The organism is Pelagovum sp. HNIBRBA483 (assembly GCF_040931995.1).
In the GTDB taxonomy this organism is placed as follows: Bacteria; Pseudomonadota; Alphaproteobacteria; order Rhodobacterales; family Rhodobacteraceae; genus JAEPMR01.
The window spans coordinates 91974-107924 of the sequence record NZ_CP162412.1; the positions used below are offsets into that span (position 1 = coordinate 91974).

Annotated in this window: 15 protein-coding genes; 6 read left to right on the forward strand and 9 right to left on the reverse strand. The window is 58.3% G+C overall.

Translation table 11 applies throughout. From position 1 onward, the window contains the following. Positions 1-20: 20 nt before the first annotated feature. The 8 genes from AB1E42_RS00490 to AB1E42_RS00525 form a co-directional block, all read right to left on the reverse strand. On the reverse strand, positions 21-2027 hold the full coding sequence (locus tag AB1E42_RS00490) for a hydantoinase/oxoprolinase N-terminal domain-containing protein (RefSeq protein WP_368345048.1): 2007 nt from the start codon (positions 2025-2027) through the stop codon (positions 21-23). Positions 2028-2142: 115 nt separating this feature from the next. Then, complete coding sequence (locus AB1E42_RS00495; protein WP_368345049.1) at positions 2143-2766, reverse strand: CDP-alcohol phosphatidyltransferase family protein; 624 nt, start codon at positions 2764-2766, stop codon at positions 2143-2145. A gap of 89 nt (positions 2767-2855) precedes the next feature. Beyond that, positions 2856-3821: a 2-hydroxyacid dehydrogenase gene (locus tag AB1E42_RS00500; protein WP_368345050.1), complete on the reverse strand. Its 966-nt coding sequence runs from the start codon at positions 3819-3821 to the stop codon at positions 2856-2858. A 1-nt stretch (position 3822) separates the two neighbouring features. Next, positions 3823-3984, reverse strand: coding sequence for a hypothetical protein (locus tag AB1E42_RS00505; protein ID WP_368345051.1), 162 nt, complete (start codon positions 3982-3984; stop codon positions 3823-3825). 10 nt (positions 3985-3994) lie between these two features. Then, entirely contained in the window at positions 3995-5335 is a 1341-nt protein-coding gene (locus AB1E42_RS00510; protein WP_368345052.1) for an amidase, read from the reverse strand. A gap of 4 nt (positions 5336-5339) precedes the next feature. Beyond that, on the reverse strand, positions 5340-6758 hold the full coding sequence (locus AB1E42_RS00515) for a TRAP transporter large permease subunit (RefSeq protein WP_368345053.1): 1419 nt from the start codon (positions 6756-6758) through the stop codon (positions 5340-5342). Continuing rightward, the gene (locus AB1E42_RS00520; RefSeq protein ID WP_368345054.1) at positions 6755-7339 is read right to left on the reverse strand and encodes a TRAP transporter small permease subunit; all 585 of its coding nucleotides are present in this window, start codon (positions 7337-7339) and stop codon (positions 6755-6757) included. The genes AB1E42_RS00515 and AB1E42_RS00520 overlap by 4 nt, the downstream gene beginning before the upstream one ends. An 84-nt stretch (positions 7340-7423) precedes the next feature. Next, positions 7424-8548 (reverse strand): TRAP transporter substrate-binding protein, encoded by a 1125-nt coding sequence (locus AB1E42_RS00525; RefSeq protein ID WP_368345055.1) that lies wholly within the window; start codon positions 8546-8548, stop codon positions 7424-7426. A 361-nt stretch (positions 8549-8909) separates the two neighbouring features. On the opposite strand from AB1E42_RS00525, the gene idi reads away from it, so the two are divergent. Continuing rightward, the gene (gene idi, locus AB1E42_RS00530) at positions 8910-9437 is read left to right on the forward strand and encodes an isopentenyl-diphosphate Delta-isomerase (protein ID WP_368346336.1); all 528 of its coding nucleotides are present in this window, start codon (positions 8910-8912) and stop codon (positions 9435-9437) included. A 168-nt stretch (positions 9438-9605) separates the two neighbouring features. Here idi and AB1E42_RS00535 read toward each other — a convergent pair whose 3' ends face one another. Continuing rightward, a complete protein-coding gene (locus tag AB1E42_RS00535) occupies positions 9606-10043 on the reverse strand; it encodes a cytochrome c family protein (protein ID WP_368345056.1) in 438 nt (145 codons plus the stop codon). A 245-nt stretch (positions 10044-10288) separates the two neighbouring features. On the opposite strand from AB1E42_RS00535, the gene AB1E42_RS00540 reads away from it, so the two are divergent. From AB1E42_RS00540 to AB1E42_RS00560, 5 genes are all read left to right on the forward strand, one after another. Beyond that, positions 10289-10804: a hypothetical protein gene (locus AB1E42_RS00540; RefSeq protein ID WP_368345057.1), complete on the forward strand. Its 516-nt coding sequence runs from the start codon at positions 10289-10291 to the stop codon at positions 10802-10804. Positions 10805-11052: 248 nt separating this feature from the next. Continuing rightward, positions 11053-11700: a hypothetical protein gene (locus AB1E42_RS00545; protein ID WP_368345058.1), complete on the forward strand. Its 648-nt coding sequence runs from the start codon at positions 11053-11055 to the stop codon at positions 11698-11700. A gap of 193 nt (positions 11701-11893) precedes the next feature. Then, the gene (locus tag AB1E42_RS00550) at positions 11894-13009 is read left to right on the forward strand and encodes a hypothetical protein (RefSeq protein ID WP_368345059.1); all 1116 of its coding nucleotides are present in this window, start codon (positions 11894-11896) and stop codon (positions 13007-13009) included. Between the two features lie 123 nt (positions 13010-13132). Next, positions 13133-14683: a hypothetical protein gene (locus AB1E42_RS00555; RefSeq protein WP_368345060.1), complete on the forward strand. Its 1551-nt coding sequence runs from the start codon at positions 13133-13135 to the stop codon at positions 14681-14683. Between the two features lie 153 nt (positions 14684-14836). Beyond that, a complete protein-coding gene (locus AB1E42_RS00560; RefSeq protein ID WP_368345061.1) occupies positions 14837-15949 on the forward strand; it encodes a glycine cleavage T C-terminal barrel domain-containing protein in 1113 nt (370 codons plus the stop codon). The last annotated feature ends 2 nt before the right edge of the window (positions 15950-15951 follow it).

Genomic DNA, 15951 nt, shown 5'->3' on the forward strand with positions numbered 1-15951 from the left:
ACGCGGTGTCCAACGGTGTTTCATTCGACCGCGATGCGCGGGCGACCTTGGGCTGTGACTCGAATTTCTGCTTCGATGAACATCGACTGGTTTTCGACCTGTACCTCGCGGACATCCTGCGCGACGGTGATGCGTATCTCCTCGACCCCAGCATCGCGGGCGAGAGCGCGGGCTTGTTCCTCGAGATGGTCTTGCAAGAGAGCAAGGGCTTCATCGCGTCGGGTCAGGCGCATCGGACCTTCGGCAAGATGCACGATGTAATTTCCCTCACCACCACTCGTGACGCTTCCGGAGACTTGCATAGACACTTGCCCGACAACAGCGCCGACGGCATTGGCGACATCTGCGTGTTCAGGAATGACCAACTTGGTGCCAAGGCGCTCGCCAACAGGTGGATAGAAGCTGGCCGCCGAGGCGCCGAGGCCAATGACGGGAACAGCCAGCGAAACTTGTGTCTGGATAATGCCGCGATGCCGATCCAGACCGGCGGCGACCAGTTCATGCGCGGCAAGGCTCTCGGGATCAGCTGACCACGCACGGCTATCATCGGCAAAGGCCGCTTCGAGCAGGCAATCGGCTGTTTGCTTTTGCAGTTGGGCGATGATCATTTCTGCCACTTCTTGCGACGAGGTGGCGATCCTATCCCCTGATCCAATGCGCCGCCGTGCAAACAAAGTGAGCGCCTTTTCGGCTGCTTCTGCATCCCAACGATCCCCCATGCCAAGGACATGAGCAGCGTCCGAGGGTGTGACGCCAGCCAGTACCACATGACCGCGAGAAACAAGGCGCATGAGCGCCGGACCTTCGAGCCGCGTTTTGACCGCCTGCGCGCGCGGCACCGGACCATCGCCGAGGCGGTCCGCTATGGACTGTTCCCGCTGATCCAGACCAACAGGCGGGGTTGACCAAAGTGGCACAACGAAACTTCCCATCTCCGGCGTGGAGACATCCTTGCTCAAGGCACTATCAAGGGTGGAATGCACAAGATCGGGGTGGTGTTGCGCTAGCAGGGAAATCGGCATGACGCGACGTGGGCCAAGGCGCAAGCCGCCGCTGAGGCCCTCGAGCACATGCACCTCGCTATCACCACCCAGACCCCATGTACGCATCGCCACCGCTTCGACCATGGTGCGGAATTTACCGACTCGCGCGCCATTAGGGTCAATGCTCGGTTTGCCGTCCTTCAGGAGACAGATATCCGTTGTCGTGCCTCCAATATCAGAAACCAGCCCATCGATTTCACCAGTGAGCCAACTTGCGCCAGCGATAGAAGCCGCGGGGCCGCTCAGGATCGTTTCGATGGGTTTGACCTTGGCCAGTTCGGCGGAGACAAGCGCCCCGTCACCGCGCACGACCATCAGCCGTGCTTGAATGCCGAGATGGACGAGGTGGCCTTCACAAGCGCGGATCAAACGGTCGACCAGGCCTATCAGCCGCGCATTGAGTACGGCCGTCAGGGCGCGTTTCGGGCCGCCGAGCGCAGACGACAGCTCATGTGAACAGGTGACGGGGATTGACCGGAGGCGCAGCGCTGCATCCCGCGCGGCGACCTCATGCGCCGGATTGCGCGTGGCGAACCGCGCCGCGACAGCGATGCCGGTAATATCGGCAGGAAGCGCAACAATCGCGGCCTCCAGCGCCTCCATATCCAGCGGTTCACTTTCACCACCAGAATGGGAATGCCCGCCTGCGACTCTGATGACAGGATCATTTCCAACAGCCTCGGCCAGCCCCGCGCGCCCGAACTCTGCTTCGTCGAAGCCTATGAAGATCAGGGCAATCCGACCGCCCTGCCCTTCGACGAGCGCATTGGTCGCGAGCGTTGTGGAAAGAGACACCATCTCGATCCGATCCGAGGATATGCCCGATTGCGCGAGCACCGCGCCAATGGCTTCTCCGATACCTTGAGAGAGATCGGGGCGCGACGTGAGAGCCTTGGCCTTGGCGATCACGACATCGCTTTCATCATCGACGATAACAGCGTCTGTATAGGTTCCGCCGGTATCAACACCCAAAAGCAGCGCCATCGTCCGTTCTCCGTAATTTGCCCTGCGCCTTACCTAATACGAAGGATCGGGACCGCATCATCAAAAGCGGCGTCGAATGACGGAAACCTGCCAGTTTGCAACCGGCCTCGAAGGCTTAGCCGTCCTTTTCGGTCGCGGTGAAGATCAGGCGCGCTGCATTGATCCGCAGAGCCGCGGTCACAAAGCATAGCGCGCCGAACACCAGCGCCGCCCAAAAGAAACTTGTGGGCAACAAACAGATCAGAACAAAGAACGCGATGGTTTCCGACCCTTCGAGGAGGCCATTCGAATAATAGAGCGACTTGATCCCATGCTCGCGGGATTCCATGCCTGTCTTTTCCGCAAGGATCGCATAGCCCAAGAAGCTCGTGCCATTCACATAAAAGGACAGGAGGAGGAAACCTGCGGCCACAGCATTGGCCTGCGGATCATAGAGCGCAAAGCCCAATGGGATCGCCCCATAGAAGAGGAAATCCGCCGTGATATCAAGGTATCCGCCAAAGCCCGTTTTGGCCGAGGCGCGCGCGATGGCACCGTCGAGCCCGTCGGCAAATCGGTTTATCAAGATAAAGAGCAACGCCCATTCAAAAGCGCCAAAGGTGATAAAAGTTGCGCCGATCAGACCAAACACAAGACCTGCAATCGTAACACTATCAGCCGAGATACCGGCACGCGCCAGTACCCCGCCAAGACGGTTCAACGGTGGGTCAATCAGCAGGCGCGCTTTTGCATCGAACATCAGGTCTTCCCAAGAGCTGTCCCCCCCATTTGGCGGAGAACACCGTGCGGGGCAATTGGGCATGACGTCATTGTGACGCTTTGTGCTGCTCACACCAGCCTATCGCGCGGATCTTTTCCCGCGAAAAACGCATCAAGATTATCCAAAGCTCGGAAGCCCATTGCATCGCGGGTGGCGCGGGTGGCGCTGCCGATATGTGGGAGCATCATCACCTGCGGGAACTGCGCGAACTGCGGATTACCGCCGGGTTCAACCTTGAAGCAATCGAGGCCTGCCGCGCTGATCTTACCCGAGGAGAGTGCGGCGATCAGGGCATCCTCATCTACGAGGGCGCCGCGCGCTGTGTTTACCAGAACCGCACCGTCGCGCATTTTCGCCAGTGTCGTAGTGTTGATCAAATCCGTTGTCTCGGGCGTTGCAGGGCAATGTAGCGAGATGAAATCCACCTCGGGCAGGAGCGTCTCCAAAGTTGGATGATAAGTGGCGCCGTGCTCGTCTGCTTCAACTAGGCGCGTGCGGTTGTGGTAGTGAATATCCATCCCGAAACCGCGCGCCTTTTCAGCGAAGGCGCGCCCGACGCGCCCCATGCCGATGATCCCCAAACGTGCGCCGGAAACCTGCTTTCCGACCATGAAAGCAGGCGACCAATCCGACCACTTGCCATCCCGCACCAGCGCATCGCCTTCAACGGCGCGCCGAGCGGCGCCGAGCATGAGCAGCATTGCGATTTCGGCCGTGGCATCGGAAAGGACATCAGGCGTGTTGGTAACGGTGATGCCCCGTGCCTTGAGCGCGGGAAGATCGCAATGATCAACGCCGACGGAATGGTTCGCTACGATCTTTAGCCGCGGATCAAGCGCTGCTACGACATCGGCACTGAAATGCTCGGAATGGCAAGGGACCATCGCATCCACTTGCGCGCTCATTGCAATGATCGCCTCCGCCGTTCCGGGGGTATCGGCCTCATTTACGATAACATCATAGGTGCTGCGTGCGCGGGCGAGAGTGGCCTCCGAGAGCTTTCTCGGAAACCAGATGACCGGACGAGAAGTCATTTCAGTCTTTCTTGCGCCATGCCGAGCGCAGCATGTCGAAGCCGGCCAAACCAAGGGTCAGCGCGATAACGCCAAGAAGATCCGGCGAGGGTACGAAGTATCCAAGGATTCCCAAGAACCCGAGCAATACAAGAAAGGCCAAAGTTGCCATCAATCTATCCATGCGTGCTTCCTCATGCGTCGCTTAGGGTTTCGATCCATTCCAACAACCACCGCGCGGAGCGGAGGAGCCGCGCGTCTTCGCCGCGTGGCCCGACAAGCTGAACGCCCATCGGGAGCCCTTCCTCGGAGGTCATTGCCGGAATTGTGACTGCGGGCGTTCCGAGGAACGTCCAGATACTGTTGAAAATCGCATCGCCCGTCGAGCCGAGCCCTTTTGGTGCGGGGCCCAAGGCGGCGGGCGTAAGGATGGCGTCGGCGCGTTCGAAGATCTCTCCGAGGCCGGAATAGAGGACATCTGGCCAGTCCAACGCAGCGAGGTAATCCTTTGCCAGTGTCGCGCTGCCCTGCTGGACCGCATCCTGCAACTCGGGCGAGAGGTTCTCGGGACCGGCGCGGAGATAGGTGCGGTAGTTCTTGACCATTTCGACGAAGTTGACACGCGCGCGCAACTCGATCGCATCGGCAAAATGGGTGGGCAGTTCAACCTCGAAGCAACGCTCTTCGCCCAAGGCGGCGGCGATCTCTTCGAATGCAGCGTGGGTTTGCGGGTCGGCTTTTTCCCATCCCGGTGGGCGGACGAAAGCAAAGACCGGCGGCACGGGCGGCGCGGCGGTGCAAATTTCGTGGAGACGTGCCGGCGGCGCCATGCTGGTTGCCGGATCGGCGGGATCGTAACCGAAGAGCACATCACCCAACAGCGCGACATCCTCGGGGCGGCGCCCGAAAAGGCCCACCGTGTCGAGGCTTTGGGATTGCTGCAAAATACCCGTGCGCGGGATCGCGCCAAACGTCGGCTTGAAGCCGGTCACACCGCAATAGGCAGCAGGGCGGATCACAGAGCCGCCGGTTTGAGTGCCGATGGCGAAAGGTACCATACCCGCCGCAACCGCCGCCGCAGAACCGGACGAGGAACCGCCCGGCGTGTGCTCGGGATTGTGCGGGTTCGTTGTCTCAGAGGGATGAAGGTAGGCGAGTTCAGCGGTCGCGGTTTTGCCCATCAAAACAGCACCGGCAGACTTCAGGCGCTGAACCACCCATGCATCATGCAAAGGGACGCGCCCCGCATCGATCTTGGTGCCGTTCTCGGTGGGAATTTTTGCAGTGTCGATGATGTCTTTGAGGGCAACCGGCAACCCGTGAAGGGCGCCAATGGATCGCCCTGATCGACGGTAATTGTCCATCGCGTCAGCCTGATGCCGCACAAAGCCAGCATCGTGGTGGGCGAAGGCTTTCACAGTCGGTTCAGACTGTTCGATTTGAAGCAAAAATGCATCAGCAACCTCACGCGCTGTCAACGCGCCGGTTGAAAGCCTCTCTCCCAGTTCGGAAACTGGGAGAGAGATGAGTGGCATGGACTTATCCGCCATACATCGCCTCGGGGAGATAGAAGACGATCTGCGGGAAGATGTACATGAGCGCCATAGCTATGAAGACACAGAACAGGAAAGGCATCACGCCGGAGAAGATCTGGGTCAGGCGTACCTCTGGCGGGGCAATCCCCTTGAGATAGTACGCGGACATGGCCATTGGTGGCGTCAGGAACGATGTTTGCAGGTTCAGCGCCACGAGGATGCCGAAGAACAGCGGATCAATCCCGAAGAACGGCAGAAGCGGCAGGAAGATTGGTACGAAGATAATGATGATCTCCGACCATTCCAGCGGCCAACCCAAGAGGAAGATGATCAACTGCGCCATCAGCAAGAAAGCCAGCGGCGAGATGTCGAGGCCTTGAACGAACTCCGAAATCACATGCTCGCCACCGAGGTAGGAGAACACCGAGGAGAACGTGTAAGAACCGACGAACAGCCAGCACACCATCGCGGTGGTGCGGACCGTCAGGTAAACGCTTTCGCGCATCCGTTCCCAAGTCATCGCACGATATGCAAAGGCAAGCACGATACCGCCCAGCGCGCCGATCGATGCGGCCTCGGTCGGGGTTGCAAGGCCGAACAAGATCGAACCCAGAACCGCGAAGATCAGGAATGCCAGCGGGAAGAAGGAGGTCAGCACCATGAACATGAGCTTGGTGAACGGAACGTCCGGAACCTCTTCTTTGGTCGGGCGCGGCGCGATCTGTGGTTGGAGGATCGAGCGACCGATAACGTAGATCAAGTACATTCCCACCAGCGTGAAGCCCGGAAGCAATGCGCCAGCATAAAGCCGCACAATCGAGACACCGGATGCCGCCGCGTAGACGATCAACATGATCGAGGGCGGGATCAGGATACCGAGCGTTCCGCCAGCGCAGATGATGCCGGATGCAAAGGAGGGATCGTACCGTGCGCGCAGCATTTGCGGCAGGGCGAGAAGGCCCATGAGCGTTACAACCGCACCAACGATACCTGTCGCCGTCGCGAAGAGCGCACAGGTGATCAGAGCAGCGACACCCATCGAGCCGGGCAAGTTGCGGGCTGCGATGTTGAGGGTCGAGAACAAGCGATCAACGATGTTGGCGCGTTCAACGATATAGCCCATGAACAGGAAGAGCGGCACGGCGGTCAGCACTTCGTTCGACATCACAGTGAAGGTCTGGTTGATAAACAAATCGAATATTCGATTGTTTAAGAACCCCTCTATGTAGGTCGAAAAACTGTCCCACCAGCTCGCTGTTTCGTCGAGCCTATCAAAATTGCGCCACATGCGACGTGCGTCGAAATAGGCGTAGTAGCCAAAGCCGATGCCCATCGCCATCAGCGTGAAAGCAATCGGAAAGCCCAAAAATACGATGAGGATAAACAGCCCCAACATCATCAGGGCGATTTGTGGATCCGTCATTCGCCTGTTCCTTTACCTTCTTCCTGTGCTTTCTTGAGCAACAGGTCTTCCGTTTCCATGACGTCTTCTTCGGCAGCGAGCCATTCATTCGTGCGGATGCAGTGAATGCAGCGCATGATCTGGGCGATACCCTGGATGAACAGGAGGATGCCAGCGGCGACCATCACCGTCTTGAACTGGAAGATCGGGATGCCGGCAGGGCTGTTCACCGAAACTTCGGTGTAACCCCAAGAACGGGAGGAATATTTCCAGCCTGTAAAAATGAGCGCAAAAACACCGGGGAAGAAGAAGATCAGATACAGAAACAGATCGACCTTCGCCTGGGTGCGCGGCTGCCAGAGCCGGTAGAGGAAATCGCCCCGAACGTGGCCACCACGCGACAGGGTATAGGCCCCTCCCATCATGAACAGCGTTCCGTACATGATAAACGATACGTCGAGCGCCCATGCGGTCGGGCTGTTCAGAACGTAGCGCACGAAAACTTCATAGCCTGTGCCAACAGCCATCAGGACAATGAGCCAGGCGAATGCCTTTCCGAACCATGCGGAAAGGGAGTCGGCGAGCCGGATAAATCCAATCATTTTCAGGATACCACGGTTTTGTGTTGAAAGGTCCGGCAAGAGCGCCTTGCCGGACCACTTTTTGAGTACGCGATCTCAACCGGATTAGAGTTTGAGTTTGCCTGGGAAGTAGTGGTCGTATGCCAGGGCGAAATCCGGTGCGTTCATGATTTCGTAGTAGGCAACCTGCTCGACCCATGCGCGCTGGCTGTCGAGGGTTTTCTTCATGAACGGGTCTTCTTCGAGCGTCGGGATCAGAGTGTCCCATGCCTTCAGCTGTGCATCGAGGATCTCTTTCGAGGTGCGGTGCACGGTGACGCCTGCGTCTTCCTGAAGCCACTTGAGGTCTGCGGAATAGCGACGCATCGCCTTTGCAGTGTTGGCTGTGGAAGCAGCTTCAACGCCGTATTTCAGGATCGCCTGAAGATCGGGGTCGAGGTCTTCGAGCGTGAACTTGTTGAACAAGAATTCGAAGCTCTCGGACGCCTGGTGATAGGACGACAGGTAGTAGTTCTTCGCCACGTCATGGGCGCCGAAGTCTTTGTCCGACGACGGGTTGTTGAACTCGAATGCGTCGATCACGCCGCGCTCCATAGCGGGGACGATTTCGCCACCCGGAAGCTGAGCAACCGACATACCCATTTCCTGAAGAAGGTCTGCCGCGAGGCCAACGGTGCGGTACTTGAAGCCGTTGAGGTCTGCTGCAGCGTTCACTTCGCCTTTGAACCAGCCGAAAGGCTGAGCAAACATCGGGAAGCCCATGTAGCCAACCACGTCGAGGCCAAGGATATCCTGCGTCAGTTCGCGGTAGAGCTCTGCGCCGCCACCTTCGTAGAACCAGCTGAGCATGGTGGTTGCAGAACCGCCGAAGACAGGGCCAGTGCCAAAGAGGGATGCGGCCTTGCTCTTACCGTACCAGTACACAGGAACGGAGTGTGCGGCGTCGAGAACACCGTCGTTCACTGCGTCGAGCACCTGGAATGCGCCAACAACGGCGCCGGCTGGAAGCACTTCGATCTTGAGGCGACCGCCAGACATTTCATCCACGCGGGATGCGTAGTCTTTTGCGAATTCGTCCCAGATGTTCGATGCGCCCCAAGAGGTCTGCATTTTCAGAACGATCGGCGCCTGAGCCAGAACGGCGGGGGCTGCCAATGCGCCAGCGGATGCACCACCAGCGAGCGCCGTCTTCTTCAAGAATGAACGGCGGTTCAGTTTGGATTCACTCATGTATTCCTCCCATTAAGCTGTCGAGTATTTCGACTAGCGGAACCGCCACCCTACACGAGTAACAGGTCCGGCTATCGGGAGAGTATGGTTCGGAGCCAACAAATCAAACCAACATTGCGATGTTTCTCTAACTTCTTCCCTTACGCGAAACGCTAAGCACTTATTTTCAAGGGATTAAATTGGTAAAAAAAATTTACCGAAACGGGGGTCGAATATGATGAAGCACTGGATTGCTAGCGCTATCACGCCAGAAAACCCGATTTTGGCGAACGAATCACATTTGTTGATTCGCATGTATTGACCCCCATCTGTGCATTGCGCGGACTTGGAACCGATGATGGAAGCCGCTATTGGCAGCCGCATGGAGCATTATATCCCGGCCTGGGTTAAGGGCAGGTTGACGCCGGTTGAAAAGCTGGAAGTGCATGTGAAGGGGCTCCGCCACAAGGCGGTGAGCGTCTTTGTGATGCGCGGGCGGGATGTGCTGATCCAACGGCGTGCTTTGGGTAAGTACCATACGCCCGGACTATGGGCGAATACCTGCTGTACGCATCCCCATTGGGGCGAGAAAGCGCAAGATTGCGCGGTGCGACGGCTTGAGGAAGAGCTTGGAATCAAAGGGGTTTCGCCCGTTTACAGGCACACGGTGGAGTATCGAGCGGATGTGGGCGGCGGGTTGACCGAACATGAGGTCGCTGAGGTTTTCGTCGTCGAGGCGACGCAGGATTTGCCGCTCGCGCTGAATGCGGACGAGGTGATGGACACCTGCTGGATCGACATTGGCGCGTTGCTGGCCGAGACGGAAACCAGCCCCCAGAAATACACCCCTTGGCTGCGGATTTACCTCGCTGAACATGCGGCGGAGATTTTTGGCGACATGCTGCCCTGAACGGCAAAATGGGCGATGCACAACTGATGCACAATCGATGCACATCTTATGCATATCGCACCCGCAGCAATTTAACGAACGGTTAGGAAACACGTCATTTGGCACAAAAAAGGGCCGCCGAGCGGATCGGCAGCCCTTAATGCACAGGACGATGGCCCTTAATTTTATTTACATATCGCCGAACTGGGCGAGGTAGGCGTAGAGGTTTACGGCATCTTCTTCGGAGCGCACGCGATAGGCCATTTTGGCGCGAGCGCGGCTGTCGTCGAGCGCTTCACGGAGGTAGCCTGTCGGATCCATCACATAAGCGACGAAATTTTCTTCGGTCCAGACGGCGCCAGTTTCGCCATAAGCAACCAGCGACGCACCGTAGCGGAAGTCACCAGAACCGGGGGTGCCGCCGGCAATACCGTAAAGGTTCGGCCCGCTGCGGCCATTGCGGCCAGCGAGAACATTGCCATCGGCATCAGCTGCGATGTGGCAGCTGGCGCATTGACGGTTAAAGGCGTCTTCGCCGGCAGCCGCGTCACCTGTGGCTGCGTGGCCTGCCGCAAAGGCCGGTGCTGCAAGCGCTGCGAATGCAATCACTGAGGATAATAGCTTCATGGTCTGTTCCTTTCGGGCTCAGATTCGATATGTCAGATCTCAGATGGCACGATAGTACGCTGAGACGGACAGTCCACCCGCGATCATCGCAAAGGCGATGACCAAATCGTGAAATCCGAAAAAAGTGACGCGAAACGAAAAAAATATTCCTTCGCGCCCTAATATATACTTTCGAGACTCCGTTACCCCTTTTGTGCAGCGCGTGAGCTGGGGCGAGACGATGCGCGTCGATCTGGGGAAGCGGTATGTCGAAGAATTTTTATCGGGGGATGATCTTGCTGGTGGCGGCGCTGGGGATTTCGGGCTGTGTCTCGACAAGCGAGCTGTGTGAAAACGGTGGAACCTGCGTGCTATCGCCGCCTTCGAGCCACCAGCGCGCGGCACGGAGCACCGAACGGAGCGATGACCAGACGACAAACGCCAAGGTCATGACCGAAATCACCACCTCCAGCCGCAATTATAGCGACGGATCAAGCGGCAGCGCCGAGGGCAGCCCCAGCACGCCAGCACCGGCACCTGCGCCAGTCGTCGCACCGACGGTTGCAGAACCGTCAGCACCTGCCGCCGCGGAGCCAACCAGCGCGCCCGCATCCGAGACGCAGACGCGTCCGGCGCGCGGTAACAGGGAGGCGGAGGCAGAGCGCGGGCGGCCGGAAACACCCGGAGCGAACCGGAATGCAGCGGCCGGTGCAGCCGGAGATCAGGGCAGGGGGCATGATCGGGGGGCCGCACCGCGCGGCAACGGCAAGGGACGCGGATAACGCTGCTGAAAACAGTCATACGAAAGCCAGAGGCGCGAATGGTGGGGGACCGTTCGCGCCTCAATTTCTTGTAGGAGACGCGCGGTTTATCGCCCAAATAAACCTCTGTTTAGAAGGGCGTTATTGAATATCACAGTTCCAGAGCGCTAGACAGTTAGCGTAAAAGTTGTGAGCGGGCCTTCTGCCCGACTCGGAGCCAACTTCGCTAAACAAGCAACCGCCCGAGGGCGGGATAACGGAGCACCGATATGAAAATTCTGACACTTGCAGCAGCTTCAGCACTCGTGGCCTCACAGGCCGCGGCCGGTTATTACGAGACACGTTGTAGCGTTGAGAGCGTACCCTATGACGAGGTAATCAATGGCGCTCCGGCAGGGAACATCCTCGGGGGTGCGCTGATTGGCGGGCTGTTGGGCAAAGCGGTTACGGGCGATGATGGCGCGGCCGCCATCGGCGCGGTCATTGGCGGTGCGGTCGCGAACGATCGTGGCTCGCAGACGGTCACGCAATACCGCGACGTGGAAACATGTGCGAATGTATTCGTGCCGGAGCGGATCACCGATTCTGCAAGGCTACAAGCCGTAATCCGCGACCTGAACGCGGGCCGGACCGTGAGCCGCGAAACGACGATGGATACCCAGTATACGATCGGCGTTTCCTATGACGGGCAGTGGGGGCCAAAATCCCGCGCCGCTGCGGCGGAATATCTGGCCGGAAACGAGGCGGAAACGCCTGCCACGCCGGAAGCCGAAGAAGATACCAGCATGACGCTCTATTCGCTGATGGTGAATGACGTGGTCGTGGTTAGCTCGCCCGACGTGGCGGCGATTGACCAGATCAAGAAAGCACTGGCGGAGGCGGGCGTCGACTCTGCGATTTTTGTCGACCTGCAATAAGCTGGAACATCCCTGAAATTTGGGCCGTGGCGGGAAACCGCTGCGGCCTTTTTTGTATCAGCATGGGCGAATGACACTGCCGCGAGGGCGCAAAAGAGAGCGGGTTTTGTCTCATATGGATACTTGAAAAGGGGGGCCGCGCGGGCTCTATCGCAGGGGTGCGGGAAAGTTGACGCACCACGGGAGCGACGCGATGAAGAAGATTATTTTTACGAGCCTCTTTCTGAGCCTCGCTTGGGTGATGCCGGTACTGGCCGCATGCGCGAATTACGAGGGGCAGGATGATGCACCAGCGGTGCTGTTCTGCGAAAGTGGCAGCTGCGCGGAGGCAACGCTGAGCTTTGAATGCGGCAATGCCTTCGGTGCGCAGATCGGCTATTCGAACGGGCTATCCATCAATTGCGAGGCGCAAAACGGGGCCTCGGAATGCACCACAACCCTGAACGGGCGGCAGGTTGGCAAGGGCTTGACCTGCACCAATCTTGACGGCGCGCGGGGCTGCGGCGGCACCTTCCCGACCGTCTGCGCACCGTACATGGCGGCGATCAGAAATACCTTCAACGGCCTGCCGGTGGTGGAGCGGATGCTGGCGCAGGAGCTGCTACAGACCTACGGGCATTATCCCTACGAAATGGCCATCGACGGCGTTTGGGGCCGTGGCACGCAAGCCGCGATGGAGCAGTTCTGTCGCAGTGACCTGCCCTATATCAACGTCGAGCCGCAGCGCGTGACGATGGGTGTGGCGACTGCCTTGCCGCGGATGATGGCGGATATGATGCGTTTGATCCGTGAGGATATCGAAGCGGAGGTTGCGGGCGACCAAGCTGAGTGGGAAGCCGCGCAAGCGGGGTTCCGGAGCGATTTCCCGTCGCAGATGTTTGACTGCCAGCCAACGAATAACGGGCATTTCTCGACAATGGGGACGCTGTTCTTCTCGGTATTTGACGAGCCGTATTACGGCACGATCCGCTATATTGAGTTCAACGGGCCGCGCCCTGTCGAGTATCAGGCGATGATGTCATTCTATGATTTCACAACGAACCAGCCGTCTTGGTGGGGGCAGTTCGTCGCGACGGATCTGGAGCATATCGAGGAAAGCCGCAGCTATGCGACGGTTGTTGGTGTGACGGACGAAAACCTGCTGATTTCGGATCTGTCCTTCGTGCAGATCGCAGGTGAGTTGACGATCAACGGCTCTGGTGGGCCGACGACGTTTTCCTGTGTGAGGCTCGAAGACCGGCAAATGGTTGAGGACAATTTCTCCTACTTCCAGAACTTCGTCAGCAAATACCAGAACGAGAACTTTTAACCGGAACAGGGCCATGCGGGGCCGGACGCGCAGAGATGCCTCCGGCCCCGCATGGCTTTGGCGAAAGGGCGCGTATCCGAAACGCAAGAGCAGACGAGCGCACAAAAGAGAGGACTGAAGCTTATGAAGATCAAAACACTGGTGCTGGGGCTACTGGCATCAACGCTGTTTCTGAAATCACCCGCATTTGCAGACCCTGCATCGCTGCTCAATCAGGCCATCGCGGAGTCGAACCGCATCAACGCGGGCCTGCCGACAAAGGAGCGGCTGGCCGCCTATGAAACGGCGTTGTCGTCACTGGATCAGATCATTGCGGAGTTTCCATCCTCTAACGAGGCGCGCATTCTGCTGTCGGACCAGACCGTTGGTTCGTTCTCGCCTAATATGCTGCGCAGCGCTTACATCGACGACCTGACCGCCTATTATGACACGGTTTGCGAAGTCTCCCCCAGCTACACTTGCCTTGGCTTTTCGTCGCTACGGAGCGGGGCGGAGATTTGTAACTATGCGGGCTCGATCGGCGAAATTGACGTGGCCTACGAGAACCTCGCCAACGCGCTGCAAATCTTTACATCGCAGTCTGCCAACGAAGCATTTGGGGCTGTCACAATCTCGACCGCGCGGCAATGTGCGTCGCGCAAGATGGATGCGTGGAACCGTGACCGCTTTGCCTTCCAACTGATCGAAATGCTGCTGACTGGCGGGCAGGAAACTGTTGCGCGGGCGACAATTGAAAACATCGAGACGCCGTTCTTCCGGTTCAAAGGGGTGCTCGCGCTTCAGGAAGCCAAGGGCGGTCTGGTCGATCAACAGTATCTGGACCGGCTTGACCGTTTCATTGATGAAAATATCGCAACCGGCGCCGGTTCGAATCGAGAACCTGTGGATGCCTTCCTCGCGACAATGGCGCTGCGCAAGTTCGCGATCCGCAATTCAGCTGTGCCGATCGAATATTCCTATGCCTATGACGCCATCCAGAAGTACCGCAATTTTGGCCCCGAGGATCAATGCGACGTTCAATATGCGACGTTCCTGTTTAACGAGCTGACCGAGTATCAGGTGTTGCTGGTGGAGCTTGATGACGCGCGGCGCGGCGTGAATATGAGCCAAACCAGAAGCCTAATGGATATGATTTCCGCGCGGACGCGCGAGGTCTATGAAGCCTGTGCTGACGGGGACTATTTTGACTTGACGCTGATGTCCCGTATTCATGGCAGATTGCTTGTCATGAAAGGCAAGGCCGAGGCGGATACGTTCAGACGGATGATCGAGAATCGGGCGATGACCCGCGAAGAGCTGATCGACGCCTATCTCGACCTGCTTCAGCCGAACCTTGATGATCTGGTCGAGTCTTACTTCCTTGAGGACGCAGGGCACCGGAAGAACATCCCCGTTTGGTATGTGAGCCAATTCGATGAGGAAACCGGCTGGAGCCGAGTTGGAACGGATCGGGGGACGCATGGGCTTATGTCGAACCCTGCGACTTTCCCTGTGTTCAAACGGTTGGTGGATAACGCAGAGGTGTGCCGCAGTTCGGAGATCCTGTTCCGCGAACTGGCATCGACGCCACGGTTCGACGAGGCGGTGCAATACATGATCGAGAGCCCGTCCATTGATCCGGCAGTACAATACAGCTGCGGCGATGAAGCGCTTGAGCTGCTGTTAGGGGAATAAACCCCTGATCCCGCACTGGCGGCGCTGTGCTGCCGGTGCTTTCCCGAGAGGCGGTTTCCCGTGGTTTGACTGTAGTTTAACTGTGGGGGACCGCCAATTTCGCGCCTTGATACTGAACGTTGTGCGACAGCTTTAGTCACGCTAAGGGCGGGTATGCGTTTTCAAATCCATATCGGGACCAATGTCCGCCAATCGCCGTTCTTCGATGCCACTGTCGCGGATGGGGTGAAATCCTTTTCGGTCTATAACCACATGTATATACCGGGGCATTTCGGCGACCCGGAGGCAGAATACGACCGGCTGTTGAACGGCGTGGTCATGTGGGATGTTGCCGCGCAACGGCAGGTAGAGATGCGGGGGCCTGACGCGGTGGCGCTGGCGCAGTTGCTCACCCCGCGCGATCTGACAGGTCTGAAGGCGGGACAGGGGCGTTATGTTCCGATTTGCGACCATGACGGGCTGCTGATCAATGATCCGGTTTTGCTGAAGCTGGACGATGAGCGCATTTGGCTCTCGGTTGCTGATAGTGACCTTCATCTATGGGCAGCTGCCATTGCCGCGGAGCGGGGTTTGGACGTGGCCGTGGCGGAGCCGGATGTCTCGCCGCTCGCGATACAAGGGCCGAAGGCTGCCGAGGTCGCTTTTGCGTTGTTCGGAGCGCAGGTGCGAGAGCTTAAGCCGTTCGCGTTTTTTGAAACACGGCTGGACGATATTCCGCTGGTGGTGGCGCGGTCAGGATGGTCGAAGCAGGGCGGCTATGAACTTTATCTGACCGATGGACGCAAGGGGACTGCGCTCTGGCAGCGTGTCAAAGAGGCTGGACGCGCCTATGGCATTGGTCCCGGAGCACCCAACGACATCGAACGGGTTGAAAGCGGGCTGATTTCCTATGGCGCGGATATGCGGCGTCAGGTGCTCCCAGCCGACCCTTTCGAAATGGGCTTTGACAAGATGGTTTCGCTGGAGAGCCATGATTTTATCGGCAGAGCGGCCCTGCGGCGCAGACGTGAGGCAGGTGTGACGCGCAAGCGGGTTGGTTTCATTCTCGAGGGCGCGAAAGTAACCGCGCTGGCGCGTCCGGTTGCCTTATTGCACGGCAGCAGCTCTGTTGGCATGGCTACGGATGTGGTCTTTTCCAAGCGGCTCGGGGTTTCTATCGGCGTGGGGATCATCGAGGCGGCGATCACCGCGCGTGACGAAGGATTGAAAATCGCACTGCCGGAGGGCGAAATCCCCGTTCGGATCGCCAGCGTACCGTTCCTTTGAAG